Origin of the sequence: Mesorhizobium sp. B2-4-18 (genome assembly GCF_006441385.1) — a bacterium.
GTDB classification, from domain to species: Bacteria; Pseudomonadota; Alphaproteobacteria; order Rhizobiales; family Rhizobiaceae; genus Mesorhizobium; species Mesorhizobium australicum.
In genome coordinates this window covers 163,084-187,900 of sequence record NZ_VFUW01000006.1, presented here as the reverse complement: position 1 = coordinate 187,900, position 24,817 = coordinate 163,084, and the positions used below count along the sequence as shown (strand labels likewise).

The window sequence follows — 24,817 nt, the reverse complement described above, 5'->3', positions numbered from 1 at the left end:
GCATGCCTGCGGTATGGCTATTCGTACCGTCGCGTGCCGCGCTTTCGTCACGGCAATGCTTTTCTTGTTTTCCTCGGCCGCCAGTGCCGACACATTGTCCCTGAAACCCTTCAAGGACGATCTCTTCGCCTATCCGGCGACGCTGTCATCCGACAGCAACGGCGCCTACACGGTCCTCGACTACCGCGAGATGCGCGACATCAACCAGCGCGACGAGGTGCCGGAAAAACGCGTGCATGCCCAGTACACCGACACCGGCGTGCGCAAGGTGCAGCAGGATCTGATGCTGAAGACCGATGCGGGCGATGTCAGGCATGTCGCCGTCGGCAAGACGAAAGGAGCCGCCATCATCGTGCTTTACCTGCACGGGCAGGGCGGCAGCCGCAAGCAAGGCGTCGACGACTTCACCTTCGGCGGCAATTTCAACCGGCTCAAGAACCTGATGGCCGGCAATGGCGGGCTCTATATTTCTCCGGATTTTCCTGATTTCGGCGACAAGGGCGCAGCACTGGTCGCCGCCCTGATCGACCATTATGCCGAACAGTCTCCGGGCGCGAAAATCTTCGTCGCCTGCGGCTCGATGGGCGGCGCGCTGTGCTGGAAACTTGCCGCACGCAAGGATACTGGTGGCCGCGTGAATGGACTGCTGCTGCTCGGATCGCTGTGGGACGAGGGCTTTCTTGCAAGTCCCGCCTTCAAGCGTCGCGTGCCAGTGTTCTTCGGCCAGGGCAGCCACGATGTGGTCTTTCCCGTGGCCAACCAGGAAGCGTTCTTCCGCTCCATCCTTGCCAAATCAAAAAACTATCCGACCCGCTTCGTGCGCTTCGAGACCGGCACGCACGGCACGCCGATCCGCATGGTAGACTGGCGCGGCACGCTCGACTGGATGCTGTCGAAGGCACCATAAGCCTGATGCGCTAGAGGATCTAAGGCGCGGTGTTGTAGTCGACGATCGTCTGCGGGTTCTCCTCGCCGTCATAGGACGCGTCGACGTCATACTGGACCAGCGAGAAATCGCCGTTGCGGAACAGATATGTCCCGGCATCCGAAGCATCGCCGACGCCGCGCCATTTGTTGAAGGTGGTGATGGTGTGAGCATTCTGGTCATAGTCGGAATTGACCGCCCACCCTGTGGTCCGGAAGCCGATCACCGTTACACTCAACAGCTTGCCGTCGCTGTCGTTGTTCTCGTAGCGTATATCGGTCTCCGGCTCGGCGAACTGCAATTGCCTGACACCGTCCACCTCGTCGGTCATGTAATAGACCGAGCTTTCATTGTAGGCGGCGGCCGAGCAGGAGAAGTGGAACAGCCGGGTCTCCTTGTCAGGATCGTTCGGCTGAGCATTCCTGTCCTTGTATTTGATCGAAAAGACCTCTGGCTCATTGGCCTGGCGGTCCTTGTCGCATTGGTCGCCATAGGTCGCCAGGAAGGCCTTCTTGGCCTTTTCCAGTGCGGTGTCCTTTTTCGGCGGCGGCGGGCCGTCGCCGCAGCTTGGCGGCAACGCCTCGTCAAAGTCGGCGGTGGAGGGCTTCAGCGCTCCCTTGTCGATGAAGATAGGCTGGAACGGCGGCGCCTGGATCTGGGCGTTGACCTGGCGCAGCGTATAGCAGCCGGCGAAAACTTTCGCCTCGCCCTTCTTATCGGTTGCCTGGATGGCGACCGGGACGTTGTAATAGATGCTGCCCGCCGCGCCCTCGTCCGAAATCGGACCGGTCTTGACCTCCACCTTGTCGGTGCCGTCATAGCCTTTGGCGAATGTGTCGAAATCCTTTGCCGGCTTTGTATCACCGAAGTAGCCCCAGGCGCGGGCGAATTCATGCCGGTTGATGGCGCTGTAGAGTGAATGCACGACCGCATCCGCGCTCGACCGATCATCGACGTAAGGCGCTTCGGGCGTATCGGCTGCGGCCAATGCCGCGTGGCCTGTCGTGGCAAGGGAGAGAAGGGCAGTCGCTGCGAAAAGGGCGCGTCTCATCGGGAATCTCCGCTCGATAACGAAGATTCTACCACGGCGATTGCGGCGACGTGGTGACGCCATGCGCCCGCCGCTTGAAGAATCGCGCCTGAGAGCGCTACGTCCTCCCGCCGGCGTTCCTGCCGGACAGGAGATCCGACGTGACGATATCGATGTATGAGGCATCCGTGCCCGTGTTTTCAGCCAGGCTGAAAGCACTTTCCAGTGTGCTGGCTGCAGCCGAACAGAATGCGCTTGACCGCAAGATCGACCCGCAGGTGTTTTTGGCGGCGCGGCTGGCGCCCGACATGTTCGCACTTGCCAGGCAGGTGCAGATCGCAACCGACCATGCCAAGGGCGCGCCTTCACGGCTGGCCGGCCGCGAAGTGCCTAAATATGAGGACAATGAAGCAAGCTTCGCCGATCTCGAAGCGAGGCTCGCCAAGACGGTCGCCTACCTGGCGACTTTTTCCGCAGCCGATATCGACGGGTCGGATGACCGGATGATCGAACTAAAGCTGGGGGGCCGGGAAACGACGCTGAGCGGCACGCAATATCTGCTGCATGTGGCCATGCCCAATTTCTATTTCCACCTGACCACCGCCTACGACATCCTGCGCCACAATGGCGTGCCGTTGGGCAAGGCGACATTCCTCGGATCGCGTTGAGAAATCGGACTTTGAGATGTCCCGGGTCGATCCGGGACATCTCGCAACCTGCTTAGCGGATGGACATTTCGCGGGCGATGCGCGGGAAATCGGCGGGCTTGATGCCGATGTCGGCGCGCTCGGCATTGCTCATCGAATAAAGGAGCGCCAGCGCCGCGCGATATCTCAGATGTTCCTGCGGGCGCGGCCGGGCGAACATTTCCGTGAAGAAACCCATGATTCAGGCTCCTGGTTGGTCCTCCACGTCAGGCAATATAGATGAATCGTGAAGATTGTGCAGTGCAGCATATGCATGCCTGCCATGTCCGGATGTTTTTTAAAATTTTTGCAGCAAGGTGAAACTCTTGCGCCGCGCCCAACGTAGGCTTCGAAGCTGGTACATGGCCAGTTTTCCTCGCCACTCCTGGCGAATTTCCGGACTGCATGAACATGCGGTCCGGCTTTTGCCGGCGACTCCGGCAACGATCCCCTGAAGGGGAATTAGTTAAGACCGGCGGTATTTATTTTTAACGAGCTGGTTCTATGGTCTGAAACTCGAACTGTCGGGCATGGGGGAGGCTGAAATCGCTACCGGCGCCAAGCGGGATTTTGCGTCACTGCTCGACGACCTCTTCGTTGCCACCGACAAGGGCAACGGCAGTGAGGGCGTAGAGACCGGCGCGCGCCCATCCATCCCGTTCGACTATCTCTCGGTCGCCGATGAACTCCATTCCGGCCGCATCAAGGTGTCCGCTGCGGAATATCGCGAGGCCGGCGCTGATCTGGCCAGCGAGTTTGCCGCCGTGCTTGAACAGGCAAGGCTGGCGCTGGCTGGCGAAGAGCCGAAGCCGGAAGAAACATTGCCGCCAATCGATCCTGAATCGATTGCGGTCGAACTGGGACTGGAGCAGTCCAAGAGCGCCGCCGACTTCGGCCGCATGCGCCGCAGCTTTGCTTTCGCCAACCATCCCGATCGCGTCGCCCCGCATTTGCGCCAGCGCGCCATGATCCGCATGCAGGTGGCCAACATGCTGATCGACGAGGCCAAGCGCCGCGCCGTGGCCGCCGCACGACGCTAACCCCGCTCTGCTCACGCAAAAGTCGGCCTGGCAAGGCTTGGAGAGCGCCTCTGCTTTTCCTATAAGATGCGAACTCCTCCCCGCGCAGCCGCGCACATATGCCCTCCGGAGCAGAATCCCATGCACAAACGCCGTCTCGGTCGGACCGATCTTCTTGTTACCCAGATCTGCCTTGGTTCGATGACCTGGGGCCAGCAGAACACCGAGGCCGAAGGCCATGCCCAGATGGACCTGGCCTTCTCGCGCGGCGTCAATTTCATCGACACCGCCGAACTCTATCCGATCCCGCCCAAGGCGGAGACGCAAGGACGGACGGAGAAGATCATCGGCAGTTGGATGAAGGCCAAGGGCAACCGCGACAAGGTGATCCTGGCCTCCAAGGTCGTCGGCCGCACGGCCAACAGCTGGTTTCGCGGAGACCGGCCCTCGCAATTGGTGCGGGCCGATATCTTCGATGCCATAGACAAGTCGCTGGCCAAGCTTGGCACGGATTATCTCGACCTTTATCAGATCCACTGGCCGGAGCGGGACATCCCCTGGGGCGCCAACCCGACGCGCGTCGGCGCCGTGGCGCGGCGTGCCGATTCTGTCGGCGCGCCGGTCGGTGAAACGCCGATCGCCGAGACGCTCGCGGTGTTCGATGACCTGGTGAAGGCAGGAAAAATCCGCCATTTCGGTCTCTCCAACGAGAGTTCCTGGGGCGTGATGCGCTTCCTTGCAGAGGCCGACAAAGGGATCGGTCCGCGCGTCGCCTCGATCCAGAACGCCTACAATCTCGTCAACCGTACTTTTGAGGTGAACCTCGCCGAGGTCTGCGAGCGCGAAGGGGTGTCGCTGCTTGCCTATTCGCCGCTGGCCCAGGGTTATCTGACCGGCAAATACGATCATGGCGCCCGCCCGCAGGGCTCGCGCTCGCAGCTGTTCAACCGCGGCCAGCGTTACGAGACGCCCAATGCCGCCGAAGCGCAGCTCGAATACAATGAGCTGGCACGCTCTTTCGGCCTGGAGCCGGCGCTGTTTGCCAATGCCTATGTCTCGAGCCGGTCCTTCGTGACCTCCAGCATCATCGGTGCGACAACCATTTCCCAACTGGAGATGGCGCTGTCTTCGGTGGATGTCGTCTGGACTGAAGAAATGCAGAAGGCGGTGGATGCCGTTCACCAGAGGGTCGGCAATCCCTGCCCGTGACCGAGCCCGGAATTGTCGTGTAGCAGCAAAGGGATGGAGACGATGGTGGATTTTTCGATCGAGGCCGTGCGTGGAAAATTCCCCGCTCTCTCACTGACAGACAACGGACGCCGGCGCATCTATCTCGACAATCCTGCCGGCACGCAGGTGCCGCAGGCCGTGGCCGACGCGGTGTCGCGCTGCCTGCTTACGACCAACGCCAATCTGGGCGGTTATTTTGAAACGACGATCGCGGCGCAGCAGGTCGTTGACGAGGCGCACCTGGCGATGGCCGACTTCCTCGGCGCGGCGAGCCCGCACGAGATTGTCATCGGCGCCAACATGACGACGTTGACCTATCATATGTCACGTACGCTCGGCCGCACGATGAAATCAGGCGACGAGATCATCCTCACCCGCATGGATCATGAGGGCAATGTGTCGCCCTGGCTGCAACTGGCCGAGGACCTCGGCCTCGTCGTGCGCTGGCTGCCGTTCGACGAAAAGACCTGGCAGATCGAGGAGGCGACGCTCGCCGGTCTGCTGTCCGGGAAGACAAGGCTGGTGGCATTGAACTACGCCAGCAATCTCACCGGCTCGATCAACCGGGTCAGGTCCTTGACCCAACTTGCAAAACGGGCCGGCGCGCTGGTTTATGTCGATGCGGTGCAATTCGCACCGCATGGGCTGATCGATGTGCAGGAGCTCGGCTGCGATTTCCTGATCTGCTCGGCCTATAAATTCTTCGGTCCGCATATGGGTATCTTGTGGGGCCGGCGCGACGTCATCGACGGTCTGCAAGCCTATAAGTGCCGTTGCTCCTCGAACGGCTTGCCCGAGCGGTTCGAACTCGGCACGCCGCAGATCGAACTGATGGCCGGCTTGACCGCCGCGGTCGACTATTTCGCCGAGCTCGGCGCGGCGGCAGGTGAGGGTGGTTCAAGAAGGCAGAAGATCGCCAGGGCGTTCCAGATCTCCATCGCCCATGAAAACCCGCTGGCGCAAAGGCTGATCGATGGCTTGTCCGACATTTCCGGGCTGACGGTCCGAGGCATCACCGATTCGAAACGGCTCGGCGATCGTGTGCCGACCGTCTCCTTCACCGTCGATGGCATTGTCCCCGAAACGATCGTACGGCAGATGAACGCCAAGAACATCTTCGTGTGGTCGGGCCACAACTATGCCTGGGAGATCGTCCATCAGCTCGGCATTCCGGCCGAGCAAGGCGTCGTGCGCATCGGCATCGCGCATTACAATACCGCGTCCGAAATCGACGAGACGCTGGAGAGCGTGCACCGGGTGATTGCCATGCTCAGGCAGCAACGCTCCTGACTTGGGTTTGAACTCACCGCGCCTTGCCGCCAAAGCCGGTGAGGAAGGCGGTGAGATTGTCGCCGAGTTCGTCACAGAGATAGCCGCCTTCCTGGACGATGACCGCCGGCAGGCCGAGCCCGGCGATGGCCTCGCCGATGCGCGAGAAGCCCGGCGTCGTCACCGAAAGCCCGCCGAACGGATCGCCCTCGAACGCGTCGAGGCCGAGCGCCACGACCAGCGCATCGGGGGCGAAGGCGCGGATACGCTGGAACGCCACGCCGATCCCTTCCAGAAACGCCGCATCCGCGGATTTGCGTGGCAGCGGCAGGTTGAAATTATAGCCAAGCCCGGGACCTTCACCGCGCTCGTCGGCATGGCCCCAGAAGAACGGGTAGAACCGCACCGGATCGGCATGCAGCGACACCGTCAGCACGTCAGGTCGCGCATAGAAAATGCCTTGCGTCCCGTTGCCGTGATGCAGGTCGACATCGAGGATCGCTACGCGGGCCGCCTGCCTGCGCAGCACTTGCGCCGCCACGGCTGAGTTGTTGATGAAGCAGAATCCGCCGGCGACATCGGCGAAGGCGTGGTGGCCAGGCGGGCGGCACAGCGCATAGGCGGCCGGCGCTCCGGCCATGACGGTTTCGGCGGCCTCGACCGCGCTCCAGGCGCTCCACAGCGCGCTCTGCCATGTCTCGCCCGAGATCGGGCAGGCGGTGTCGGCCATGTGGTAGCCGGCTTGGCCCACTGCTGAGGCCGGATAGGAGCCGTTGCGGGCGATCGGGTGGATGTTGGGAATGACCTCGGCCGACGCCCCTTCGATCCGCTGCCAGCGTTCGAAAATATGTTCGAGGAAGTCGAGATACTCGGGTGTGTGCACCGCCGAGATCGGACCGAGGCCGTGATCGCGCGGTCGCTCGATCGTGCAACCAGCGGACTTTGCGCCAGCTAACAATCTTTCGACGCGCTCCGGCTGTTCAGGGTTGGGCTGCGCCGCGCCACTGGAAAGAAAGGCCTTGGGATCGTGGCGCTTCTGCTCCTGCGCATAGAAGGCCTTCATTGCTGCTCCCCATTTTCCGGCGCATCGGCGAAGGCGAAAAAGGCCTCACCGATGATTTTCTGCGTCTGCTCGTAGCTCGACCAGGCAATGCCCAGCCGTTCGTAAAAGGCCTTGGCACCCTCATTGTCGGTGTCGACCGACAGCCTCAGATACACGCCGCCCTCTTTGCGGCACTCGGCAGCCACGCGTCGCAGCAGGCGTTCGCCGATCTTGCGGCCGCGAAACCTGTCCTCGACATAGAGGTCCTGCACATAGACGCCGGGACGTCCCATCCAGGTCGAGAAGATCGGGAAATGCAGGCACAGCCCGGCGAATTCGCCGTCGACTTCTGCGATCAGGGTCGAGAAGGCGGGTTTTTCGCCAAAGCCCCAGCTTCTGAGATCGTCCGCCGTCGAGATGATTTCCTCGGGCGCCCCGATATGAGTGCCAAGCTTCAGGATCGCCGCATGAATGGTTTCGACGTCATCAATGGTGCCGGGGCGAAGGATAACCGCACGCGTGACAGGTACAGTGGCAGGAGCGGGCGCTGTCATCTCGTCAAAAAGCCACCCTGTCGCCGCCCTTGAGCGCCAGCATGTCACGCGCTTCGGCCGGCGTGGCGACCTCCAGCGACAGTCCATCGAGAATGCCACGGATGCGCCGCACCTGGTCGGCGTTGGACTTCGCCAGCTGGCGGCCATCATAGAGGCTGTCCTCCAGTCCGACCCGCACATTGCCGCCCATCGCTGCGGCGATCGAGATCAGCGGCATCTGGTTGCGGCCGGCGGCCAGCACCGAAAACTGGTAGCTGTCGCCGAACAATTTGTCGGCGATGCGCTTCATATGGATGAGGTTGTCCGGGTCGGCGCCGATGCCGCCCAGGATGCCCAGCACGAATTGGATGAACAGCGGCCCCGAAACCAGCCCCCGGTCGCGGAAATGCGCCAGCGAATAGAGGTGGCCGACATCGTAGCACTCGAACTCGAAGCGGGTGCCGCAGCCCTTGCCCAGCCGCTCGATCACGCCTTCCATGTCGGCGAAGGTGTTCTTGAAGATAGTGTCGCGGGTGGCTTCGAGCAGCTTCGGTTCCCACTCGTGCTGCCAGTCCCTTGGCTTGTCGAGCATCGGGAACAGCGCGAAATTCATCGAGCCCATATTGAGCGAGCACATTTCGGGCTGGGCCCGAAGCGGCGCCGCCAGCCGCTGGTCCAGCGTCATCAGCGAGGAGCCGCCTGTCGTGATGTTGATCACCGCATCGGTCGCCTGCTTGATGCGCGGCAGGAACTGCATGAACACTTCGGGATCGGCGGTCGGGCGGCCATCTTTGGGATCGCGGGCGTGCAGATGCAGGATCGAGGCGCCGGCCTCGGCCGCGGCGATAGCGTCCGCGGCGATCTGGTCCGGCGTCACCGGCAGATAGGGCGACATCGACGGCGTGTGTACCGAGCCTGTAACGGCGCAGGTGATGATGACTTTTCGCGGCGCCATTTTTCGCTACCCCCGGCCTTCGACCGGCAGGTCGAATTCGGCGGCCAGAACCTCAAGCGAGTCGCCGATGATGGAGATGATCTCGCCGACCTGCTCGCTGGTGACGATCATCGGCGGCGCGACCATGAAATTGTCGCCGTCGACGCCACCCTTGACCCTGCGGCCATAAATGATCAGCCCGCGCTCATAGGCGAGGCCGAGCAGGCGCTGCGTGGCTTTTTTGCTCTGCTCGATAGGTTTCAGCGTATCGGGATCGGCGACCATTTCGGCGCCCGTAAGCAGCCCCTTGCCACGCACATCGGCAATGAACGGGAACCGCTTCGCAAGTGCGTTCAATCCGTCCATCAGCACGTCGCCCATGGCAGCCGCATTGGCAATCAGGTCGAGCCGGTCCATTTCGCCCAGCACCGCAAGCCCGGCGGCGCAAGCGAGCGGATTGCCGGCATAGGTGTGGCCATGCTGGAAGCCACCGGTGGCGAGCAGCGGCTCGACCAGTCGCATCGGTGCGGCCAGCGCGCCGAGCGGCGCATAGCCCGACCCGAGCCCCTTCGACAGCGCAACGATGTCAGGCTTGCAGTTCCAGTGGTCGCCGCCGAGGAATTTGCCGGTGCGGCCGGCACCGCTCATCACCTCGTCGTGGATGAGCAGGATGCCGTAGCGATCGCAGATCTCGCGAATGCGCGCATAATAGCTGTCGGGTGCTACCAGGGCCGCGGTCGCAGCACCCCCGATCGGCTCCATGATGAAGGCGACGACGCTTTCGGGACCTTCGGCGAGGATCTTCTCCTCCAGCATGTCGGCGTAGCGGACGCCGCGCTGCTCCATCGAGAGATTGTCGCGGTCGCGCCAGGCGGTCGGTGCCGGCACGGTCGGCATCACCCGCATCATCGGCGTAAAAGTTTCGGCCAGCGCGTCGTCGCCGGTGATCGAAAGCGAACCGAGCGTGCCGCCGTGGTAGGAAGGAAACCGCGTGATCACCTTCCAGCGGCTGGCCTGGCCGGTGGCCACGGCCAATTGCCGCGCCAGCTTGATGCAGGATTCCGTCGCTTCCGAGCCGCCGGACACGAAAAAGATGCGGTCCATGCCTTCCGGCAACTTTCCAGCCAGTTCGCGCGCCAATTCTTCCGCCGGCCCGTTCTCGAAATGCAGCCGGTAGGCGAAGGTGGCTCGGTCCATCTGCCGCTTCATCGCATCGAGCACATTGCGGTTGGAATGGCCGATATTGGCGACCATTGGGCCGCTCGATCCGTCGATGAAACGGCGGCCGTCCTGCGTCCACATGTAAATGCCTTCGGCGCGGTCGATCAGCGGCCGGCGCAGGCTGGAGAGGTAGAACAAGTGCGATTGGCGCCGGGCATCAGTGTCTTGAACGGCGGTCTGGGCTGTCGACATGTCAGGACTTTCCGATATAGCGGTCGAGGACATTCTGGGTGACCCGTTCGACCATCGGGTCTTGTCTTAGCAGGCCGGCGACCCATTCGCAGCTTCCGGCATGGAACACCTCGCCCTTGCCGCGCGGGAAGTTGACGATCATGCCATTGCCGCGTTTGACCTTTTCGAGATTGGCGTCGCTTGCCTCGCCAAACAAGGTTTCGGCGGTGAAGCGGCCATCCTCGTCGGTGAGGAACTGGTCCTCGATCGGAATGTCGGCGCTTTCCTCGACCTGGCTGGCCATGCCGACGGCCAGCACTTGCAGGCCGTCGGGCGCGCCGCTGTCTGGCGTGGGGTAGGGCAGCCCACCGCGGATCTCGAAATCGAGCCCGTCGACCTCATAGCCATAGACGTGGCTGTCGGCGCCCAGCAGGTCGCCATAGTAGATGCCGGTGCCGGCAAAGGCCCAGTGCTCCGGCCGATAGACCGGAAAGCCGCGTACGCCACGTGGCGCGCAGCCACCCCAGCCGGCATAGACGCCCCGTGTCGCATTGAGCCCGAAGGTCGCCGAACCCGGCCGGCCGATTTCCGGTGCTTCCCAGGAATTGGTGGCGCGGGTCACGTCGCCGCCGCGATAGGCCGGGTCCTCGGTGCGGGCGCGATATTTGTAGCAGACCTGCCGGCGGCCCTCATCTTTCAGCCGCGTCTGCCACATGAAATTGCCGGCAAAACGCGCCGCATGGCCGCCGCGTTCGACATAGAAGTCGACCGCGTCGCGCATCTCCCAAGTCCAGTATTCGTCATGGCCGACGAAGACCGCGCAGTCATAACCGTCGAGAATTTCCGGCGAGAAGTGAAGGTCATGCTGACTGGCGAGGTCGACGCCGTAGCCTGATCGTTCGGCGAAGCGAAAAAAATGACTGTCGTAGCTGGCCCAGCCGGACGAGGCATATTTCTTCGAATGGCCGGTGGCGAGCGCCCATTCCATGTGCGGATAACGCGGCACGGTCTTCGGCGGCACCGCCACCTCCAACGGCACGCGCGGTGCATCCCCGGGCAACACGACGAAGCCGCGGCACCAGGGGCGCTGCGTCGACACGATGGGCGAGTACTGGTCGCGATCGGGCCCGGTGATGCCCTGATAATGGTTGGAGCCGCCCCAGGTGTTGTAGGCAAGCCAGGTGCCCGTCGCCGCCACCTGCAGCACACGGCCAGGTTTCTTGCCGGGCTGGGGAGAGACGATGAAAATGTGGTGACTTTGGATCGGCTTGCCGTCACGTCCGTCGGCGGTCAGCGTTATCAGGTAGGCGCCGGAGGGCCAGTCGCTCTCCACGCGAAATTCGAAGGAGGCTTCCCAGCCGCAGCCTTCGACCGAGCATTGCTCCGGACTCTCCTGCCAGCGCGCCGCAATGTCCGATTTCTCGAATACTCTCGTTTCGGTGCCGCCATCGCGGATGATCCTCATGCCGAAGGACGGAGCGGTCGAGCTGACATGCAGCGTAACTGTCTCGCCGGCGCGATAGGAAAACCGGTCGCTGTAGCACCAGATTTCGCCGCGCTCGCCATCCATGCCCGGCCACTCGTAATAGTGGCCGCGCACCGCGTGGCGGCGTTGCTCGGCTGTCAGCCCGAAATCGGGGAATTCGGTCGGCGGATTGATCATGAAGCCCTGGCCCATCTGAGGCGCCATTTCGGCGATCCGCCCGCCAGGCGTCAAATGGAAACGATCATGCCAGCATTCGTTAGCCGCACCCTTGGCCGCCTTCGCCAAACCGACTATCTCAGGAAGACGGCGGCAGTTCCGCCATGGGGACAGGGCATGCTCAGGGTTCAACAGGTCAAGGTCGACGACATCTACGTGCCCACGGCGCGGAAGAAGACGCTGCACCCCGAGACCGTCCGGCATCTGGCCGAGGACATACTCGAGAACGGCATGAAGACGCCGATCCAGGTCCGCCACGATGGCAAGCGGCACATACTTGTCGAAGGCCTGCACCGGCTCGAAGCCGCCAAATGGCTGGGCGAGACCGTAATCGACGCCTACCTGGTGCAAGCCAAGCGGCACTGACACGCGCTCCGCTCACGGTTTTCAACCTGCGTTTCCAGAATTTTTCGCGGGCGATGTCGGTTTGCTTTGCGTCGGCTCGTCCTTGGGACGGAAGCCAGATCAAACCGAGGAGACCACCGTGGCCACCAAGCTCGACATCGCCCCCGCCGACGACCGCGAACTGGTTCTCGCCCGCATCATCGATGCACCGCGCGGGGACGTCTATCGCTGCTGGACCGAACCGAAATTGATCACGCAATGGTTCGCGCCAAAGCCGTGGACGACGCCGCGTGCCGAGATGGATGTGCGCACCGGTGGCAACAGCCTGGTCGTCATGGCAGGGCCCGACGGCAACGAGTTCCCCAACCCCGGCGTCTTCCTCGAGGTCGTTCCCGGCGAGAAGATCGTCTTGACCGATGCTTATACCCAGTCATGGGTGCCATCGGAAAAACCGTTCATGACAGTCGTACTGACCTTCGAGGACGAGGGCGAGGGCAAGACCCGCTACATCGCGCGCGTCCGGCACTGGAGCGTCGCCGACCGCGAGCAGCACGAGGCCATGGGCTTTCACGCCGGTTGGGGCCAGTGCACCGATCAGCTCGAAGATCTCGCCAGGACGCTCTGACAGAGCCACACCGGAGGAGTTCGATATGTCCAAAGTTCTGTTTTTTGCCATTTTTGCCTCGGCCGCTGCGTTTCTCGCTTGCCCGGGCAATGCAGAGGAGACAAAGCCTGCCATGACGACCGAAACGAAAACACTGCCGAAGCCACAAAAGTCCGGCCTGCTGCCGATCAATGGCGTGAATTACTATTACGCCGTCTATGGCAAGGGTGAGCCGCTGCTTCTGCTGCATGGCGGCCTCGGCTCCACCGACATGTTCGCGCCGATCCTGCCCAAGCTTGCCGAAAACCGCACCGTCATCGGCGTCGACCTGCAGGGGCATGGCCGCACCGCCCTTGGCGACCGGCCATTCAGCCTGCAGGCGATCGGCGACGACATGGCTGGTATCGTCAAGACACTCGGCTACGACAAGGTCGACGTCATGGGCTATTCGCTGGGCGGCGGGGTTGCCTTCCGCATGGCGGTCCAGCATCCCGAGGCCGTGCGCCGGCTGGTCCTTGTTTCGACCGGTTATGCCGCCGACGGCTTCTACGACGAGATGCGTCCGCAGCAGGCACAGGTGAGTGCCGCCGCCGCGACGTACATGAAAGACACGCCGATGTACAAATCCTACGTCGCCGTCGCCCCGCATCCGGAGGACTTCCCGAAACTGCTCGACGCGCTCGGCAATTTCATGCGCCAGAACTACGACTTCTCGGCCGACGTTCCCAAGCTGAAGATGCCCGTGATGCTCGCCTATGGCGACAACGACATGTACAAGCCCGAGCACGAGATCAAGTTCTACCAGATGCTCGGCGGCGGCCTGAAGGATGCCGGCTGGATGCGCGAGAACCTGTCGCGGAACCGGCTGGCCATCCTGCCCAACCGCACCCACTACGATGTCTTCTTCGCTCCGGAACTGACGGCCGCCGCACTGCCGTTCCTCGATGGCGAGACCAGGGTGAAGAGCTGGGACGAGGTGGTCGGCGAAGCCGAATGACCCCTGCCATCTCCGCCGGCCGTCTCCAGCGAGACAGCCGGCGTGCTGTTCAGGAAGCCTTGGCCCGGCGCGGCTGCCTCAGATGCTTGATGCCGCTCATTTCGACGAAGTTCGTCGCCGACTCCCAGAGATAGTCGCCGTAAAGAAACGGCGCGAAGGGTTCGGCGCCGTCCAGCGGCAAAGGCGAGATTTCCGCGTCGACGCGTGGCTCGTGGAAGAACGGGATCGAGAACCGCACCGTTTTTGGCGCAATGACCCGGTGCCGTGTCGCCCGCACGCGGCCGCCGGTCCAGCGTTCCAGCAATTGGCCGAAATTGACCGCCAGCGTGCCATCGGCTGGAGGCACGTCGATCCATTCGCCGGCGAGGTTCTTCGCCTGCAAGCCCTCGACGCCGTCCTGCGCCAGCAAGGTGACGAAGCCTGAATCGGCATGTTCGCGGCCTATGATGGTGCGCGTCTCGCCTTTGTGGGTCACCGAAAACTCGGGCCCACTGGTATCGACGCCCGCACTGGCGTCGCGCAGCGGATAGCGGATCAGGCGCAGCGTCGAGATGCCACCGTCGAAATAGGCATCGAAGGTCATCTCGGGCAGGCCAAGCCCGCGGGCGATCGACCGCATCAGCATGGTGCCGACCGTTCCCATCACGCGATAGTAGTCGGCTGCGGCAGCGCGCCAGCCGGGCAGGGCATTCTCGTCCGGCAACGGTGTCGGCTCGCACAAAGGATCGTCGGAAGCCGTGCCTCGCGCCGCATCGGCAAGGTCTGGCCCCATGTCGATGCCTTCCTTGTAGGAAACGGCTTGCGGCTGCAGCGGAAACCAGCCGCGGTAGAAATTTTTCTTGGTGTGATCGAAATTCCAGCGCAGCAATTCCTGTTTCTCGGCGTCAGGAAGCGCGAAGATGCGCAGCAATTGCGCGCGCTTGTCGGGCGTCAGCCAGTCATCGCCGGGAAAATCCCGGACCGCCAGGAAGCCGATGCCGGCCGCCGCGGCCATGATCCCAGCGTCGGCGCGGTCGCGCGCGGGCGAGGGCGACCCGAACAGGGCCGCGATGCCGATCGTTTCGATGTCGGGTGTCATGACAATCCTGCTGCATCACGATAATCGATGACCTTGTATCAAAGCTTTTCAATTGACCCAATCGGCCTCGCCGTTACTTTTGCCGCCTGTTCACTCCACCAATGGATCCAGGCGATGGCAAAATACGAGGGCGGATGCCTGTGCAGGGCCGTGCGCTATCGCACCGATGCCGCGCCCATCAACGAGCGCATCTGCCATTGCCGGCTTTGCCAGAAGGCGATCGGCGCGGCGTTCAATGCGCGTGTTCTTTTCCGCATCGACGATGTGACGGTCGAGGGCCCGTCGGCCACGGTCAACACCTCGCCGGACCTCAAGCGCGGGTTTTGTCCGGCCTGCGGTACGACGCTGTTTTCGCGGCGCGATTCCGCCGGCATCATCGGCGTGACGACCGGTTCGCTTGACGACCCGTCGCTGTTCAGGCCCCAGATGCACATCTGGACCGTCTCGAAACAGCCCTGGGTGATGCTGGATGACGGCCTGCCGCAATTTGAAGGCGCTCCGCCGGCCTAGCTTTCTTCTTCCCCGCGAAGGGAAAGGACGTGCCCCAGGATGACCAAAAATTAATCCAAAGAGACACGTGATAGCCGGCAAAGCGTCATTGGCGGGCCATCTTTGTCTCCCTATCTAAGCGTCGCGGGCCCGGCATTCGAGGAGACGACGGATGAACGACAGCATCAGCACCCTGGACGAGCTTTTGAGCGATCCTATGGTCCTGCTCGTGATGGAACGTGACCGTGTGCGCCCGGAACAGGTGCGCATGCTGCTCGAGCGGGCTCGCCGGCCCTCCGCAGGGGAGCCTGTCGTGCCGCCCGCGCATGTTATTGCCAGGACCTGCCAGAAACTTTGGCTTTGCCCGTAGTCGTCTTGCCAACCTCCACCCATGGGAGCATCGCCGGCCCTTCGGGCCGGTTTGAACCGTGCGCGTCCGAGGCGGCGACGCCAGCTTACAAATCCGTAAATTGATTATCCGCCGCATGACGGTATGCCTTGCCGGGCACCGATCTCCTCCGATGGTGCCTTTGCAACTCCGATCTCTCCCGGATGGAACCCGACATGGCTGATATCTGCACGCAAGGCGTCGACACGGGCTTTGTCGGCCTTGGATTTGCCAAGGTCGCATTCCTCGGCCTGGTGCAAGGCATAACCGAACTGCTGCCGATTTCCTCGACCGCCCATATGCGCATCGTGCCGGCGGTGCTTGGCTGGCAGGATCCGGGTTCCGCCTTCTCCGCCGCCATGCAGCTTGCCGCCCTTGCCGCCGTGGTCAGCTATTTCTGGGGCGATGTCAGGGATCTCCTGTTCGGTTCGATCGACGCTCTCACACGGCGCGATTTCGCCGATCGGCATTTCCAACTGGCTTCCTGGATCGTGCTGGCGACAATCCCGATTGTGATCGCCGGCGTGGTACTTTCGGGTGTTCTCAACACCTGCAATTCGCCGTTGCGCAGCTTGAGCGTGATTGGCTGGGCCTGCATAGGCATGGCTATCCTGCTGGCCCTGGCCGAGATTTTCGCCCGCCACAAGCGCACCATCGGCGAAGCGTCGCTCGCCGACGCGCTTCTTGTCGGTGTCGCCCAGGTCGGCGCGCTGATCCCGGGCGTCTCTCGCTCCGGTTCGACGCTGACGGCGGCACTGGGGCTCGGCTTCAAGCGGGCCGAGGCGGCACGCTTCTCGTTCCTGCTCGGGCTGCCGGCCATCGCGCTCGCCGGCCTCAAGGAATTGTGGGAACTGCACAAGGTGCATCTCGATGCCCATGGATGGTCGGTTCTTGGCCTGGGGCTGCTCGTCGCCTCGATTTCGGCCTTCTTCGCCATTTGGGGCCTGATGCGTGTGCTGGAACGCTTCTCCGCCTGGCCCTTTGTCATCTACCGTGGCCTGCTTGGCGTCGTCCTGTTGCTGGGTGTGGCGATGCGATGGCTCGTCTAGCTCCCTAGCCCGAACCTCGGTGTTGCGCTGCTGCAACCCTCGAAGGGGCATGCGGCGTCCCTCCAAGATGTGATCGGCCGGTTTGGTTGACTTCGGGATACAACCGCCCTTAACGTTCTGTTAACAAAACAGATGGGCGGGGCCGGATGGCATCCTCGATGGGTTGGCGCCGGAAGGCGAAGGGGCTGGGGCTTGCGATTGCCCTGATTGCTTTCTGTTCGGCGGCGAATTCCGCCTACACGGCTCCCGTTTCCATGGCTATCGGCGGCTCGACGTCCCAGCCGATCGGCCACTATGATTTTTGCAAGATTCATGCCGCCGAGTGCTCGATCCGTTCATCCGACAGCGAGCCGGAACAGATGACTGGCAAGCTGTTGCGGGAGATCAGCGCCGTAAACCTCTCGGTCAACGCGCGCGTCAAGCCGATGAGCGACATGGACAATTACGGCAAGGAGGAATGGTGGGCCTATCCGGACAATGGCTTCGGCGATTGCGAGGATTACGCGCTGGAAAAGCGGCGTGAGCTCAACAGCCTGGGCATCGCCATAGCCAATCTCCTGATGACGGTGGTTCGCAAGCCGGACGGCGAAGGCCATGCCGTGCTGACGGTGCGCACCGACAAGGGCGACTTCATCCTCGACAATCTCGTCGACAAGGTTCGCCTCTGGAACCAGACCCCGTATCGCTATCTCAAAAGACAGGCGAGCGACAATACCGGGCGCTGGGTCTCCATTCTTGCCGGCGAGGAGAAGCTGGTCAGCGCGGTCAAATAATCGCTGCCCGAAGTCCGGGTTATAATCCATACTTCTTTCAGCAAATCCTTCATCGTGCCGGCAAGCGGTGCTATCCACGACAGTTCGTTGGAATGGCAATCCGGAACGCGCATGGATTTTTTGACCGTCCTGTATTCGGCGCCCTTGCTGCTGAGCTTGTTCAAGGCCGCGTTGCCGTACGCGGTCGCCACGACAGCGGCATTCGGCCAGTGGTTCGCTTCGGTGCCGCCGTGCCGCGACGTCTCCTTCGAGGCTACGAGCTTCCTCGTCTGCGAGGTCGATCCGAAGCTCTATTCGATCGAACTGTTCTGGAAAGACCCGGCAGGCAAGCCTTTTCAGTCGCTGCACAATCTCGACAACGCCCAGCGCATGGCGGGCCGGACCATGCTGTTTGCCATCAATGCCGGCATGTACCACCCCGATCTCAGGCCGGTCGGCCTTTACGTCGAACGCGGCCAGGAAATGGCCGGTGTGAAAACGGGATCGGGAAGCGGCAATTTTTCGCTGCAGCCGAATGGCATTTTCTATATCAGCCGCGGCAAGGCCGTGGTGCGGGCGACCAAGGACTTCGTCAGGCAGCGGCCAGCCACCGACTATGCGACACAATCAGGGCCAATGCTGGTGATCGACGGCCAGCTTCACCCGAAATTCCAGGCCGACGGCACCTCGCGCAAGAGCCGCGACGGCGTCGGAGTGCGAAAGGACGGTGTTGCCGTCTTTGCCATCTCGAACGGCACGGTGACGTTCCATGCCTTCGCTCGCCTGTTTCGCGACGCGCTCGGCTGCGACAACGCGCTCTTTCTCGACGGCACGATATCGAGCCTGCTCGCTCCGGCCATCGGCCGCAACGACGACTACTGGAATCTGGGGCCGATGATCGGCGTCTTCAGGAAGCGCGGCTGATGCACGGCGCCCTCAATCGCGAGACGCGCTAAATCCGTGCATCATGCCTGCCGCGCAGTCTGACGACCAGCACGGCGACGATGATCGCTACCACCATGGCCGCGATCACCGCCAGGCCGAACAGGCTGGTCGAGTCGAGTTCGGGCAGATTGTCGGCTCCTTTCGCCACCAGCCATCCAGGCGACAGCACGACCGGCGCCCAGATGATCGCCGACAGGATGTTGGCGACCTGGAAGCGCCGCCTGTTCATGCCCATCATGCCGGCGACCAGCGGCACGGTGGCACGCACCGGACCGAAGAAGCGGCCGACGAAAACGGCGGCGACACCGTAGCGATGGAAGAACAGGCGCGCCCTGGCGATCTCGCGGCGATAGCGGTTGAGCGGCCATTTGTGGACGACGCCACGCCCCAGCCATTTGCCGAGAAAATAGGAAATGGTGTCGCCAAGCGCCGCGCCGAGCATCGCGGCGAGGAGAACGGGCAGGGGCTGGACGATACCGGCGCCCACCAGCCCGCCGACGATGATCAGCACCGTGGTGCCAGGCAACAGGATGCCGACCAGCACCAGCGACTCGCCGAAGGCCAGCAATCCGACCACGAGACCCGCCCAGGCCTGATGGTTCTCGATGAAACATACGCTCTGGTCGATGAACGACTGCACGCAAGCTCCGTGTTGAAAGTGTTCCTCAGCTGCCCTGTCGAGCAAGATCCTGAGTTCGTCGAGCTTGCCGTCGACGAGCCAGCCGTAATAATTCTCGACCGGCAGCTTGCGGCCCTTGGCGCGGGCAGGGCCGCCGCGCCGCACCCCGTTCTCAACAGCCACATCATGGCCCTGTCAAGGCTTGGCCGGGCCGCTGCCGACGACTGTCAGAACGCGGCCACAGCTATGGTAAAAAACTTGATTCAAACTTTATTGGTAATTTCTCGTTCATAACTCGTCTGGTTGTCCGTCGGCCGTCGCCTTCGGTCTGTTGTGTTCGAGTACAGGTCCAGATGCGGTTACCAGGCGTCGTGAGTTTCGTGATCGCATCGCTCTGCCTTGCCGGCTGTTCGTCGACATCGGGCATGGATGCGCTCGACATGCAGAAGCCGTCCAATGAAGTCACCAGTTCGGTGGTGCGTCCAAGCGCGCCGATCGCGTCCGTTCCGGTGGCCAGGGCAAACGCGGCGCGCAAGCGGATTGAGGCTGCGGCAGAGGATAGCACCGCTCGGCCTTATGGCCTCGCCGAGGAAGAGACGGTGGCGTTTCCCGCACCCGAACTGCCCGACAGCGTCGAGCCGCCGATCGAGGAGGCAGCCCTGGTGTCGCCGCCGAAGCTGTTGTCGCGGGCGGCACCGTCCATGCTGGCCGGCCCGGTCACGCGTTATGGCTTCCGCGATGCCAAGCCGATCAATTTCGGCCGCTCGTCGCCCCGTCACCTTGCCGTGCACGGGGTGGACGTGTCGCGCTGGCAAGGCAACGTCAACTGGGAGAAGCTGCGCGCCCAGGGCGCCAACTTCGCCTACATCAAGGCGACCGACGGCGGCGACCACCTCGACCCCCTGTTTATGAAGAACTGGCGTGATGCCGACGCGGCGGGCCTGAAGCGCGGTGCCTATCATTTCTTCTACTGGTGCCGCACCGCCGGCGAGCAGGCCGACTGGTTCATCCGCAACGTGCCGAAGGTCGACGGCGCGCTGCCGCCGGTGATCGACGTCGAGTGGAACGGCGACTCCAGCTGCCAGCGGCGCCCGTCGCGCGAAAAGGTCCTGGAGAAGATGCAGGTGTTCATGGACAAGCTGGAGCGCCATTACGGCCAGCGGCCGATCATCTACACGGCGCCCGATTTCTATCGCGACAACCTTCAGGGCGCATTCCCGGATTACCCGTTCTGGCTGCGCGCCGTGGCCCGGCATCCGTCAAAGGTCTATCCCGATCGCAAATGGCTGTTCTGGCAGTATTCCGGCTCCGGCCTGTCGCATGGCGTAACCGGCCGCATCGATCTCAACGTCTTCCATGGCGATGAGCGGCAATGGCGCGCCTGGGCCGGCGGCGGAGGTCGGGCCATGATGGCCGACGCGGATTAGAACCGATGCTTTCGCGTCGGCGCTCGTCCTGTCCACCTATTGGAACTGGTTGCTCCCGCCGTTCTTTTCCTCGCTCAACCGCAGCCGCGCCCTCAAGCCCATGATCTCGGCGATCGCGGCATCGATCATGGCGAGAAGGGTCAACGTGTCGTGCTGGGTCGGATCGGCCCTGACATAGGCGAGCTGGTTCAGTATATCGGTGTCATCTTCGGTTTGTTCGCTCATGCGCATCGTCCCGGCTGTCGTCTCCTGGATATTTCATCCGATCGGATCGATCGTCCTTTTATCACGTCATCGTGCGGATGGCCCGCCGCGTTGGCCACCAGTTCCTGGCGCGGTTCCCACCGTGCTTCGGATACGTCCTCGGAGGCAAGATGGAGAACATCGGTGTGAGGCTTCGGCTCGGTGGGGCACTGGTCTGCCTGCTGACATTGCTGTTGCCCGCGAGCCCGATGGCCGCGGGTCTGAAAGACGCCACCGCCGATACGCTCGACCGCTGCCTGGATGATCCAGCCAATGGCTCTACAGCAGGCCAAACCGACTGCGAGGCGACGGCATCAAGCGACTACGATCGCCGCATGAATGCCGCTTATGCGACACTCCTGCGCAAATTACCGCGCCAGGCAGCGCAAAATCTTCGTCTGTCACAACGCGCCTGGCTGGCCTTCCGCGACAGCGAGGCGAAGACACGGGGCGCTCTCTATGAAACAAGGCAAGGCACGATGTACGTGCCCATGCAGGCTGCCGACGCCACCAACATCATCCGGGATCGCGCCCTTCAGCTGGAGGGCTATGTTCGTGTCATGGCAATAGAGGATGCCGAATAGCGGCTGGTCGCCGCTCCCATGGCCACGCGACAGCATTGAACCTTGCCGGCGGTCATTTCCTGATCTTGCGAATAGACAAGACATTGCCCTCGCCATGCTGTCTATATGCGTGCTGCTGTACTCTAGTCGTCGGGGGGACGAGTTGGAGCTCAAGTTTCTGTTGGTCGGCTTTGCCTGCGCGGTCGCCGGCATGCTGTCGATCGTCACTTTCCTGAAATGGCTCGAGGTCAAGGCGGCCAGCCGCTGGTTGCCGACGCCTGGAAAGATCGTCTCGTCGCGCGTCGAGGCGCGCGAGGTGACAAGCTCGGGTACCGGCTCGGAGAGCAGCACCTCGACCGAAATCCGCAACTTTCCGGCCATCACCTATGAGTACAAGGTGGGCGGCAAGACATTTCAAAGTTCGCACTACAGCGTGCAGGAGAACCTCGGAAATTTCGAAGTCGCGGAAACCCTTGCGCGGTTTCCGCGTGGCGCGGCGGTAACCGTGTTCTATGACCCGTCCAGCCCGGGCAAGGCCGTGATCGAGCGCACCATGCCGGACGGCGCCTTCAAGTTCATGGTCCAGCTTTCGGCGGGGCTCGTGGTTGGTGCGCTGGTGTTGGTGTTCTCGGTCGGTGGCGTGCTGGAGGCTCTCGGGCCGCATCTGCCCAAGCCGCGGAACCTCGGTGCGGCGGCATTCCTGCTGTTCATGGGGCTTTTCGTGCTGCGCATGGGCTTTGCCCAAAGATCGATGGCCGGGCAGGCGGCAACATGGCCGACCGCCGCCGGCCGTATCGATGCGTCCGGCCTGCAGGCGATCAAGACCCGCGACCGGTTTGAGGGCGGTGGGTACCGGCCTTGGCGCACGGTGTTCAAGTCCCGCATCGTCTACAGCTATGGTGTCGCCGGACAGCGCTACAGCGCCGATCGCGTCGCTTTCGGCGCTAGCGTGACGGCCTCGCTGCCCGGCCTCGTCGGCGGTCAGGCGCGGCGCTATGTCCAGGGCAGCAAGGTCGACGTTCGCTATGACCCCGCCAACCCCGCCTCGGCGGTGCTCGAATGCCGGGTGCGTGGGCTATGGCTGCTGTGGGTCTGCTCGGCAGGCTTTCTCGGCGGCGCGGCCTTGCTGGTCGGATTGGTCTGAGTGTCACCGCCTTGAGCAGCGCACGAGAGGTCCGCTGTCGAATCCGCGCCAGCTCAACCGCACCGTCGCGCCGTCGATTTTGATATGGATGGTGCGAGAAAATGGCTCGTCGAGCGATGGGTCCGCGCCGTAGCACTGGTTGGCACGAACCACCCAGCCGATGGCGGTTTTGCGAAAGATCGCGTGCTCGCAGCCGAGGTTGGGAAACGACAGGGCCGACTGATCCACAGTGAAGACAGTCTGGCGCTGGACGTCGGCGGTCGCATGGCAGTTCAACCTGTCCCTGGACCACGTCCCGACATAGGGCGCTGCCGCTACGGCCGGCACAATCGCAGTTGCGGAGATCGCTATGATCAGTGCCAAACGCTGCATCTTTTGTCTCCTGGGCCGCTGCGTTCGATCATACAGATTGCGGGTTTGTGTGGCGCAAGTTTTCGATCGAGGCACGATAAACGCAGCGGTTCCGGATTTCGCTTATGTTTTGTACGGATGATGCGACTGTGCGGCCCGGCACGCAGCCGGCCTTGCTTCACAACAGATTGCCCGAGATATCGATGATCATTCGCAAACTGGCCTTCGTTGTCCTGGGTTCGCTCGGGCTCATGCAAGCGGCGAGCGCCAAGGAATGCCTCCTGAGCCACGCCACCTATCAGGAGCCACGCTCGGGCGCGGTCATGCAATTTCGGCCGCTGGGCAACGAACCGGCGGCACTGACGACGCAGGTGTTCTCGCTGGCCGTGCCTCATACCGGCATAAGCCTGCCGGCCGATATTACCTGGACCAACGGCAAGAACTCGTTTCCGCTCGGTACCATCCGCCACCCCTGCACCGACGACGACCGCGAAGCGGGTCTGCAAGACGACAGCGGGCTTTGCCGGATATGGGACGGGCAGGTCTATGCCTTGACCGGAGGCGGCGCCGAGCAGCTGAATTCGCGCGAAGCGACACCGGCGCCGAAAGGGTTGCTGTTGCCGGATTTCGGCGCGGCTTTCACCGAATGGGCCGATTTCGCCAATGCCAATCCGGATGGCTGGGCATGGGATGCCTTCACTTTGACGGGATGCAGCGATGAATAGCGCCATGAGATCGATCGTCTGGACCTGCGCCCTGTTCGCGTCCGTGACGGTATCTGCCGGGGCGCGTGCGGAGGAGCCGGTACCATCGCGGCAGCCGATCGACAAATGCGTTTGGGAAAAACTGACGGACAAGACGATCGGCCTGGTCGCATGGGCGCAGCGCTGCGATTCCGGCTTTCGCCAGATCCATTTCGAGTTTGTCGGCAATGCGCTTGCCATCAAATACAGCGATGGCGGTGCGCCAGATCCGCTTGTCGAGGTGCTCGACATCCAGCCTGGCGAAACCGCGGAGGCTGCCATGCGGCGTCTGTTCCTGGAAAAGACCGACAAGGCCGTCAGCGCCCGCTGCGTGCTCGCGCCTTACACGGAGGGCACCGTGCCCGCCGGCGTCAAACGCTACACATTCAGCCCCGACGCCGCTTATGCGAAAGAGCTGAAGGCGCAGGCCGACCCTGACGAGGTCCCCGAACCGCCCTGCGGCGACTGGGGCGAAATGCCTGATGGCATCCAGTATTTCGAGGTGCCGGCAGGTGAGGGACACAAGCTGATGTTCGTCCGCGTGGGCCAGGATGAGCCGTTGTTTGATGAGCAGACGCTGCGGGTGTTGCCCTAGGGTGAGGAGCCGCGGTCAAGCCAGATCCTAGCCACACAGATCGTGGCTGCAACTGGCAGGCTATATTCGCGGAAGTTAGTGATGATCTGCCTCTAGGCAGTGAGTTCATAAACGCCGAACGGCCCAAGATGAAATTGAAAGCAGACGATGAGCTTGCTATTCTCCAAACATGAAGCATGACCGCCTTTGCGCAATCGCTCACAACTTCGCTGACTCAATGGCAAGTGGGCTGGGTTTTGTTGTCGGCTTCTGCCAAACCGAGGTGTTCGAAGAGGCTGCGATCAGCCCAGGTGGAGTAATCGAGATCGACTTCCTGCGTGGACGTGTTGTTAGAGGTCGCGCTTCGCAACGGTTGGAAAGCGCCGCGATCACATTCGGGCAAGCCTTCCCCGACTTCTGCAAGAAAAACGGCGCCGAAGCGACTGATTTTCAGAGCTTCCTAGCCGCGTTTGATGCCAGAGAAGAATGGCGCCGTGCGATGCTGACCGTTGTAGACAGCAAGGGCCGCCGTTCACTTACAGAGTATGGCGGCGTCCCGTTGAAGCGGTTGAGAGTTCTGGACACTCTGGGCCGTATACGTCGAAAAACAAGGCAGATCGAAAAGGCGGGCCAATAGCAAACGTCGTAAACGGGGATCGATTTCCCGATTGGGGCTTTCAAGTTGTCCCGTATGCCGCTTTCAACGACGCCGAAATCCAGAGTTGTCGGCGTCGTTGCATTTAC

30 protein-coding genes are annotated in these 24,817 nt (G+C 62.5%); 19 read left to right on the top strand and 11 right to left on the bottom strand.

Features of this window, described 5'->3' with window-relative positions:
* The first annotated feature begins 13 nt into the window (after positions 1-13).
* Complete coding sequence (locus FJ527_RS16630) at positions 14-907, top strand: alpha/beta fold hydrolase (RefSeq protein WP_181166377.1); 894 nt, start codon at positions 14-16, stop codon at positions 905-907.
* Between the two features lie 19 nt (positions 908-926).
* Here the strand turns inward: FJ527_RS16630 and FJ527_RS16625 are convergent, their stop codons facing one another.
* Positions 927-1,976 carry a DUF1176 domain-containing protein gene (locus tag FJ527_RS16625; protein ID WP_140823608.1) on the bottom strand — a complete coding sequence of 350 codons (1,050 nt, stop codon included), beginning with the start codon at positions 1,974-1,976 and terminating at the stop codon, positions 927-929.
* A 140-nt stretch (positions 1,977-2,116) separates the two neighbouring features.
* Between FJ527_RS16625 and FJ527_RS16620 the strand changes: the two genes are divergently transcribed.
* A complete protein-coding gene (locus FJ527_RS16620) occupies positions 2,117-2,623 on the top strand; it encodes a DUF1993 family protein (RefSeq protein WP_140823607.1) in 507 nt (168 codons plus the stop codon).
* A gap of 52 nt (positions 2,624-2,675) precedes the next feature.
* Here FJ527_RS16620 and FJ527_RS16615 read toward each other — a convergent pair whose 3' ends face one another.
* Positions 2,676-2,840, bottom strand: a complete 165-nt coding sequence (locus tag FJ527_RS16615; protein ID WP_015318114.1) for a hypothetical protein — start codon at positions 2,838-2,840, stop codon at positions 2,676-2,678.
* Between the two features lie 331 nt (positions 2,841-3,171).
* Between FJ527_RS16615 and FJ527_RS16610 the strand changes: the two genes are divergently transcribed.
* The 3 genes from FJ527_RS16610 (at position 3,172) to FJ527_RS16600 (ending at position 6,180) form a co-directional block, all read left to right on the top strand.
* Complete coding sequence (locus FJ527_RS16610; RefSeq protein ID WP_181166376.1) at positions 3,172-3,681, top strand: hypothetical protein; 510 nt, start codon at positions 3,172-3,174, stop codon at positions 3,679-3,681.
* A 120-nt stretch (positions 3,682-3,801) separates the two neighbouring features.
* Positions 3,802-4,869, top strand: a complete 1,068-nt coding sequence (locus tag FJ527_RS16605; protein ID WP_140720622.1) for an aldo/keto reductase — start codon at positions 3,802-3,804, stop codon at positions 4,867-4,869.
* Between the two features lie 42 nt (positions 4,870-4,911).
* Positions 4,912-6,180, top strand: a complete 1,269-nt coding sequence (locus FJ527_RS16600; RefSeq protein WP_181166375.1) for a cysteine desulfurase-like protein — start codon at positions 4,912-4,914, stop codon at positions 6,178-6,180.
* A gap of 13 nt (positions 6,181-6,193) precedes the next feature.
* Here FJ527_RS16600 and FJ527_RS16595 read toward each other — a convergent pair whose 3' ends face one another.
* From FJ527_RS16595 to FJ527_RS16575, 5 genes are read right to left on the bottom strand one after another with little or no spacing between them, the layout of a single operon-like run.
* Positions 6,194-7,222, bottom strand: coding sequence for a histone deacetylase family protein (locus tag FJ527_RS16595; protein ID WP_140823606.1), 1,029 nt, complete (start codon positions 7,220-7,222; stop codon positions 6,194-6,196).
* The gene (locus tag FJ527_RS16590) at positions 7,219-7,755 is read right to left on the bottom strand and encodes a GNAT family N-acetyltransferase (protein ID WP_140823605.1); all 537 of its coding nucleotides are present in this window, start codon (positions 7,753-7,755) and stop codon (positions 7,219-7,221) included. The genes FJ527_RS16595 and FJ527_RS16590 overlap by 4 nt, the downstream gene beginning before the upstream one ends.
* Before the next feature lie 4 nt (positions 7,756-7,759).
* Positions 7,760-8,689, bottom strand: a complete 930-nt coding sequence (locus tag FJ527_RS16585) for a 3-keto-5-aminohexanoate cleavage protein (protein WP_140717409.1) — start codon at positions 8,687-8,689, stop codon at positions 7,760-7,762.
* A 6-nt stretch (positions 8,690-8,695) separates the two neighbouring features.
* Positions 8,696-10,081: an aspartate aminotransferase family protein gene (locus tag FJ527_RS16580; protein ID WP_140823604.1), complete on the bottom strand. Its 1,386-nt coding sequence runs from the start codon at positions 10,079-10,081 to the stop codon at positions 8,696-8,698.
* Position 10,082: 1 nt separating this feature from the next.
* The gene (locus FJ527_RS16575) at positions 10,083-11,723 is read right to left on the bottom strand and encodes a N,N-dimethylformamidase beta subunit family domain-containing protein (RefSeq protein ID WP_140823697.1); all 1,641 of its coding nucleotides are present in this window, start codon (positions 11,721-11,723) and stop codon (positions 10,083-10,085) included.
* 156 nt (positions 11,724-11,879) lie between these two features.
* Between FJ527_RS16575 and FJ527_RS16570 the strand changes: the two genes are divergently transcribed.
* From FJ527_RS16570 to FJ527_RS16560, 3 genes are all read left to right on the top strand, one after another.
* Positions 11,880-12,128 carry a ParB N-terminal domain-containing protein gene (locus FJ527_RS16570; RefSeq protein WP_140617245.1) on the top strand — a complete coding sequence of 83 codons (249 nt, stop codon included), beginning with the start codon at positions 11,880-11,882 and terminating at the stop codon, positions 12,126-12,128.
* Positions 12,129-12,246: 118 nt separating this feature from the next.
* Positions 12,247-12,732: an SRPBCC family protein gene (locus FJ527_RS16565; protein ID WP_140823603.1), complete on the top strand. Its 486-nt coding sequence runs from the start codon at positions 12,247-12,249 to the stop codon at positions 12,730-12,732.
* A gap of 25 nt (positions 12,733-12,757) precedes the next feature.
* On the top strand, positions 12,758-13,708 hold the full coding sequence (locus FJ527_RS16560) for an alpha/beta hydrolase (RefSeq protein WP_140823602.1): 951 nt from the start codon (positions 12,758-12,760) through the stop codon (positions 13,706-13,708).
* 49 nt (positions 13,709-13,757) lie between these two features.
* Here FJ527_RS16560 and FJ527_RS16555 read toward each other — a convergent pair whose 3' ends face one another.
* Positions 13,758-14,786 carry a 2OG-Fe(II) oxygenase family protein gene (locus FJ527_RS16555; protein ID WP_140823601.1) on the bottom strand — a complete coding sequence of 343 codons (1,029 nt, stop codon included), beginning with the start codon at positions 14,784-14,786 and terminating at the stop codon, positions 13,758-13,760.
* 114 nt (positions 14,787-14,900) lie between these two features.
* Between FJ527_RS16555 and FJ527_RS16550 the strand changes: the two genes are divergently transcribed.
* The 5 genes from FJ527_RS16550 (at position 14,901) to FJ527_RS16530 (ending at position 18,388) form a co-directional block, all read left to right on the top strand.
* On the top strand, positions 14,901-15,296 hold the full coding sequence (locus tag FJ527_RS16550) for a GFA family protein (RefSeq protein WP_140720612.1): 396 nt from the start codon (positions 14,901-14,903) through the stop codon (positions 15,294-15,296).
* 151 nt (positions 15,297-15,447) lie between these two features.
* The gene (locus FJ527_RS16545) at positions 15,448-15,645 is read left to right on the top strand and encodes a hypothetical protein (RefSeq protein ID WP_140662054.1); all 198 of its coding nucleotides are present in this window, start codon (positions 15,448-15,450) and stop codon (positions 15,643-15,645) included.
* A 194-nt stretch (positions 15,646-15,839) separates the two neighbouring features.
* Positions 15,840-16,712, top strand: a complete 873-nt coding sequence (locus FJ527_RS16540) for an undecaprenyl-diphosphate phosphatase (RefSeq protein WP_140717404.1) — start codon at positions 15,840-15,842, stop codon at positions 16,710-16,712.
* A 146-nt stretch (positions 16,713-16,858) separates the two neighbouring features.
* A complete protein-coding gene (locus tag FJ527_RS16535) occupies positions 16,859-17,485 on the top strand; it encodes a transglutaminase-like cysteine peptidase (protein ID WP_015318098.1) in 627 nt (208 codons plus the stop codon).
* A gap of 111 nt (positions 17,486-17,596) precedes the next feature.
* Entirely contained in the window at positions 17,597-18,388 is a 792-nt protein-coding gene (locus FJ527_RS16530) for a phosphodiester glycosidase family protein (RefSeq protein ID WP_140616962.1), read from the top strand.
* Between the two features lie 28 nt (positions 18,389-18,416).
* On the opposite strand, the gene FJ527_RS16525 is transcribed toward FJ527_RS16530, so the two are convergent.
* Positions 18,417-19,049, bottom strand: coding sequence for a DedA family protein (locus FJ527_RS16525; RefSeq protein ID WP_318011820.1), 633 nt, complete (start codon positions 19,047-19,049; stop codon positions 18,417-18,419).
* Positions 19,050-19,381: 332 nt separating this feature from the next.
* Between FJ527_RS16525 and FJ527_RS16520 the strand changes: the two genes are divergently transcribed.
* Positions 19,382-20,455 (top strand): GH25 family lysozyme, encoded by a 1,074-nt coding sequence (locus tag FJ527_RS16520; protein ID WP_140823600.1) that lies wholly within the window; start codon positions 19,382-19,384, stop codon positions 20,453-20,455.
* Between the two features lie 36 nt (positions 20,456-20,491).
* Here FJ527_RS16520 and FJ527_RS16515 read toward each other — a convergent pair whose 3' ends face one another.
* On the bottom strand, positions 20,492-20,680 hold the full coding sequence (locus FJ527_RS16515) for a hypothetical protein (RefSeq protein WP_140662059.1): 189 nt from the start codon (positions 20,678-20,680) through the stop codon (positions 20,492-20,494).
* Between the two features lie 149 nt (positions 20,681-20,829).
* On the opposite strand from FJ527_RS16515, the gene FJ527_RS16510 reads away from it, so the two are divergent.
* Both FJ527_RS16510 and FJ527_RS16505 read left to right on the top strand, forming a co-directional pair.
* Positions 20,830-21,282 carry a lysozyme inhibitor LprI family protein gene (locus FJ527_RS16510; RefSeq protein ID WP_140720989.1) on the top strand — a complete coding sequence of 151 codons (453 nt, stop codon included), beginning with the start codon at positions 20,830-20,832 and terminating at the stop codon, positions 21,280-21,282.
* Between the two features lie 142 nt (positions 21,283-21,424).
* A complete protein-coding gene (locus tag FJ527_RS16505; protein ID WP_246677729.1) occupies positions 21,425-22,405 on the top strand; it encodes a DUF3592 domain-containing protein in 981 nt (326 codons plus the stop codon).
* A 3-nt stretch (positions 22,406-22,408) separates the two neighbouring features.
* Here the strand turns inward: FJ527_RS16505 and FJ527_RS16500 are convergent, their stop codons facing one another.
* On the bottom strand, positions 22,409-22,777 hold the full coding sequence (locus tag FJ527_RS16500; RefSeq protein WP_140823599.1) for a hypothetical protein: 369 nt from the start codon (positions 22,775-22,777) through the stop codon (positions 22,409-22,411).
* Between the two features lie 182 nt (positions 22,778-22,959).
* Between FJ527_RS16500 and FJ527_RS16495 the strand changes: the two genes are divergently transcribed.
* The 3 genes from FJ527_RS16495 (at position 22,960) to FJ527_RS16485 (ending at position 24,710) form a co-directional block, all read left to right on the top strand.
* Positions 22,960-23,481 carry a hypothetical protein gene (locus tag FJ527_RS16495; protein WP_140823598.1) on the top strand — a complete coding sequence of 174 codons (522 nt, stop codon included), beginning with the start codon at positions 22,960-22,962 and terminating at the stop codon, positions 23,479-23,481.
* A gap of 4 nt (positions 23,482-23,485) precedes the next feature.
* Complete coding sequence (locus FJ527_RS16490; RefSeq protein ID WP_246677728.1) at positions 23,486-24,094, top strand: hypothetical protein; 609 nt, start codon at positions 23,486-23,488, stop codon at positions 24,092-24,094.
* Positions 24,095-24,263: 169 nt separating this feature from the next.
* Positions 24,264-24,710 (top strand): hypothetical protein, encoded by a 447-nt coding sequence (locus FJ527_RS16485; RefSeq protein WP_140823596.1) that lies wholly within the window; start codon positions 24,264-24,266, stop codon positions 24,708-24,710.
* Positions 24,711-24,817 lie beyond the last annotated feature (107 nt).

What these genes read in the sequence shown, in the direction of transcription:
- FJ527_RS16625 (WP_140823608.1), bottom strand. Translation starts at nt 1,976, where the DNA reads ATGAGACGCGCCCTTTTCGCAGCGACTGCCCTTCTCTCCCTTGCCACG.
- FJ527_RS16520 (WP_140823600.1), top strand. Translation starts at nt 19,382, where the DNA reads ATGCGGTTACCAGGCGTCGTGAGTTTCGTGATCGCATCGCTCTGCCTT.
- FJ527_RS16595 (WP_140823606.1), bottom strand. Translation starts at nt 7,222, where the DNA reads ATGAAGGCCTTCTATGCGCAGGAGCAGAAGCGCCACGATCCCAAGGCC.
- FJ527_RS16580 (WP_140823604.1), bottom strand. Translation starts at nt 10,081, where the DNA reads ATGTCGACAGCCCAGACCGCCGTTCAAGACACTGATGCCCGGCGCCAA.
- FJ527_RS16570 (WP_140617245.1), top strand. Translation starts at nt 11,880, where the DNA reads ATGCTCAGGGTTCAACAGGTCAAGGTCGACGACATCTACGTGCCCACG.
- FJ527_RS16535 (WP_015318098.1), top strand. Translation starts at nt 16,859, where the DNA reads ATGGCATCCTCGATGGGTTGGCGCCGGAAGGCGAAGGGGCTGGGGCTT.
- FJ527_RS16490 (WP_246677728.1), top strand. Translation starts at nt 23,486, where the DNA reads ATGAGATCGATCGTCTGGACCTGCGCCCTGTTCGCGTCCGTGACGGTA.
- FJ527_RS16630 (WP_181166377.1), top strand. Translation starts at nt 14, where the DNA reads ATGGCTATTCGTACCGTCGCGTGCCGCGCTTTCGTCACGGCAATGCTT.
- FJ527_RS16560 (WP_140823602.1), top strand. Translation starts at nt 12,758, where the DNA reads ATGTCCAAAGTTCTGTTTTTTGCCATTTTTGCCTCGGCCGCTGCGTTT.
- FJ527_RS16530 (WP_140616962.1), top strand. Translation starts at nt 17,597, where the DNA reads ATGGATTTTTTGACCGTCCTGTATTCGGCGCCCTTGCTGCTGAGCTTG.
- FJ527_RS16605 (WP_140720622.1), top strand. Translation starts at nt 3,802, where the DNA reads ATGCACAAACGCCGTCTCGGTCGGACCGATCTTCTTGTTACCCAGATC.
- FJ527_RS16615 (WP_015318114.1), bottom strand. Translation starts at nt 2,840, where the DNA reads ATGGGTTTCTTCACGGAAATGTTCGCCCGGCCGCGCCCGCAGGAACAT.
- FJ527_RS16500 (WP_140823599.1), bottom strand. Translation starts at nt 22,777, where the DNA reads ATGCAGCGTTTGGCACTGATCATAGCGATCTCCGCAACTGCGATTGTG.
- FJ527_RS16575 (WP_140823697.1), bottom strand. Translation starts at nt 11,723, where the DNA reads ATGATCAATCCGCCGACCGAATTCCCCGATTTCGGGCTGACAGCCGAG.
- FJ527_RS16610 (WP_181166376.1), top strand. Translation starts at nt 3,172, where the DNA reads ATGGGGGAGGCTGAAATCGCTACCGGCGCCAAGCGGGATTTTGCGTCA.
- FJ527_RS16585 (WP_140717409.1), bottom strand. Translation starts at nt 8,689, where the DNA reads ATGGCGCCGCGAAAAGTCATCATCACCTGCGCCGTTACAGGCTCGGTA.
- FJ527_RS16485 (WP_140823596.1), top strand. Translation starts at nt 24,264, where the DNA reads ATGAAGCATGACCGCCTTTGCGCAATCGCTCACAACTTCGCTGACTCA.
- FJ527_RS16540 (WP_140717404.1), top strand. Translation starts at nt 15,840, where the DNA reads ATGGCTGATATCTGCACGCAAGGCGTCGACACGGGCTTTGTCGGCCTT.
- FJ527_RS16550 (WP_140720612.1), top strand. Translation starts at nt 14,901, where the DNA reads ATGGCAAAATACGAGGGCGGATGCCTGTGCAGGGCCGTGCGCTATCGC.
- FJ527_RS16600 (WP_181166375.1), top strand. Translation starts at nt 4,912, where the DNA reads ATGGTGGATTTTTCGATCGAGGCCGTGCGTGGAAAATTCCCCGCTCTC.
- FJ527_RS16510 (WP_140720989.1), top strand. Translation starts at nt 20,830, where the DNA reads ATGGAGAACATCGGTGTGAGGCTTCGGCTCGGTGGGGCACTGGTCTGC.
- FJ527_RS16545 (WP_140662054.1), top strand. Translation starts at nt 15,448, where the DNA reads ATGAACGACAGCATCAGCACCCTGGACGAGCTTTTGAGCGATCCTATG.
- FJ527_RS16590 (WP_140823605.1), bottom strand. Translation starts at nt 7,755, where the DNA reads ATGACAGCGCCCGCTCCTGCCACTGTACCTGTCACGCGTGCGGTTATC.
- FJ527_RS16495 (WP_140823598.1), top strand. Translation starts at nt 22,960, where the DNA reads ATGATCATTCGCAAACTGGCCTTCGTTGTCCTGGGTTCGCTCGGGCTC.
- FJ527_RS16515 (WP_140662059.1), bottom strand. Translation starts at nt 20,680, where the DNA reads ATGAGCGAACAAACCGAAGATGACACCGATATACTGAACCAGCTCGCC.
- FJ527_RS16555 (WP_140823601.1), bottom strand. Translation starts at nt 14,786, where the DNA reads ATGACACCCGACATCGAAACGATCGGCATCGCGGCCCTGTTCGGGTCG.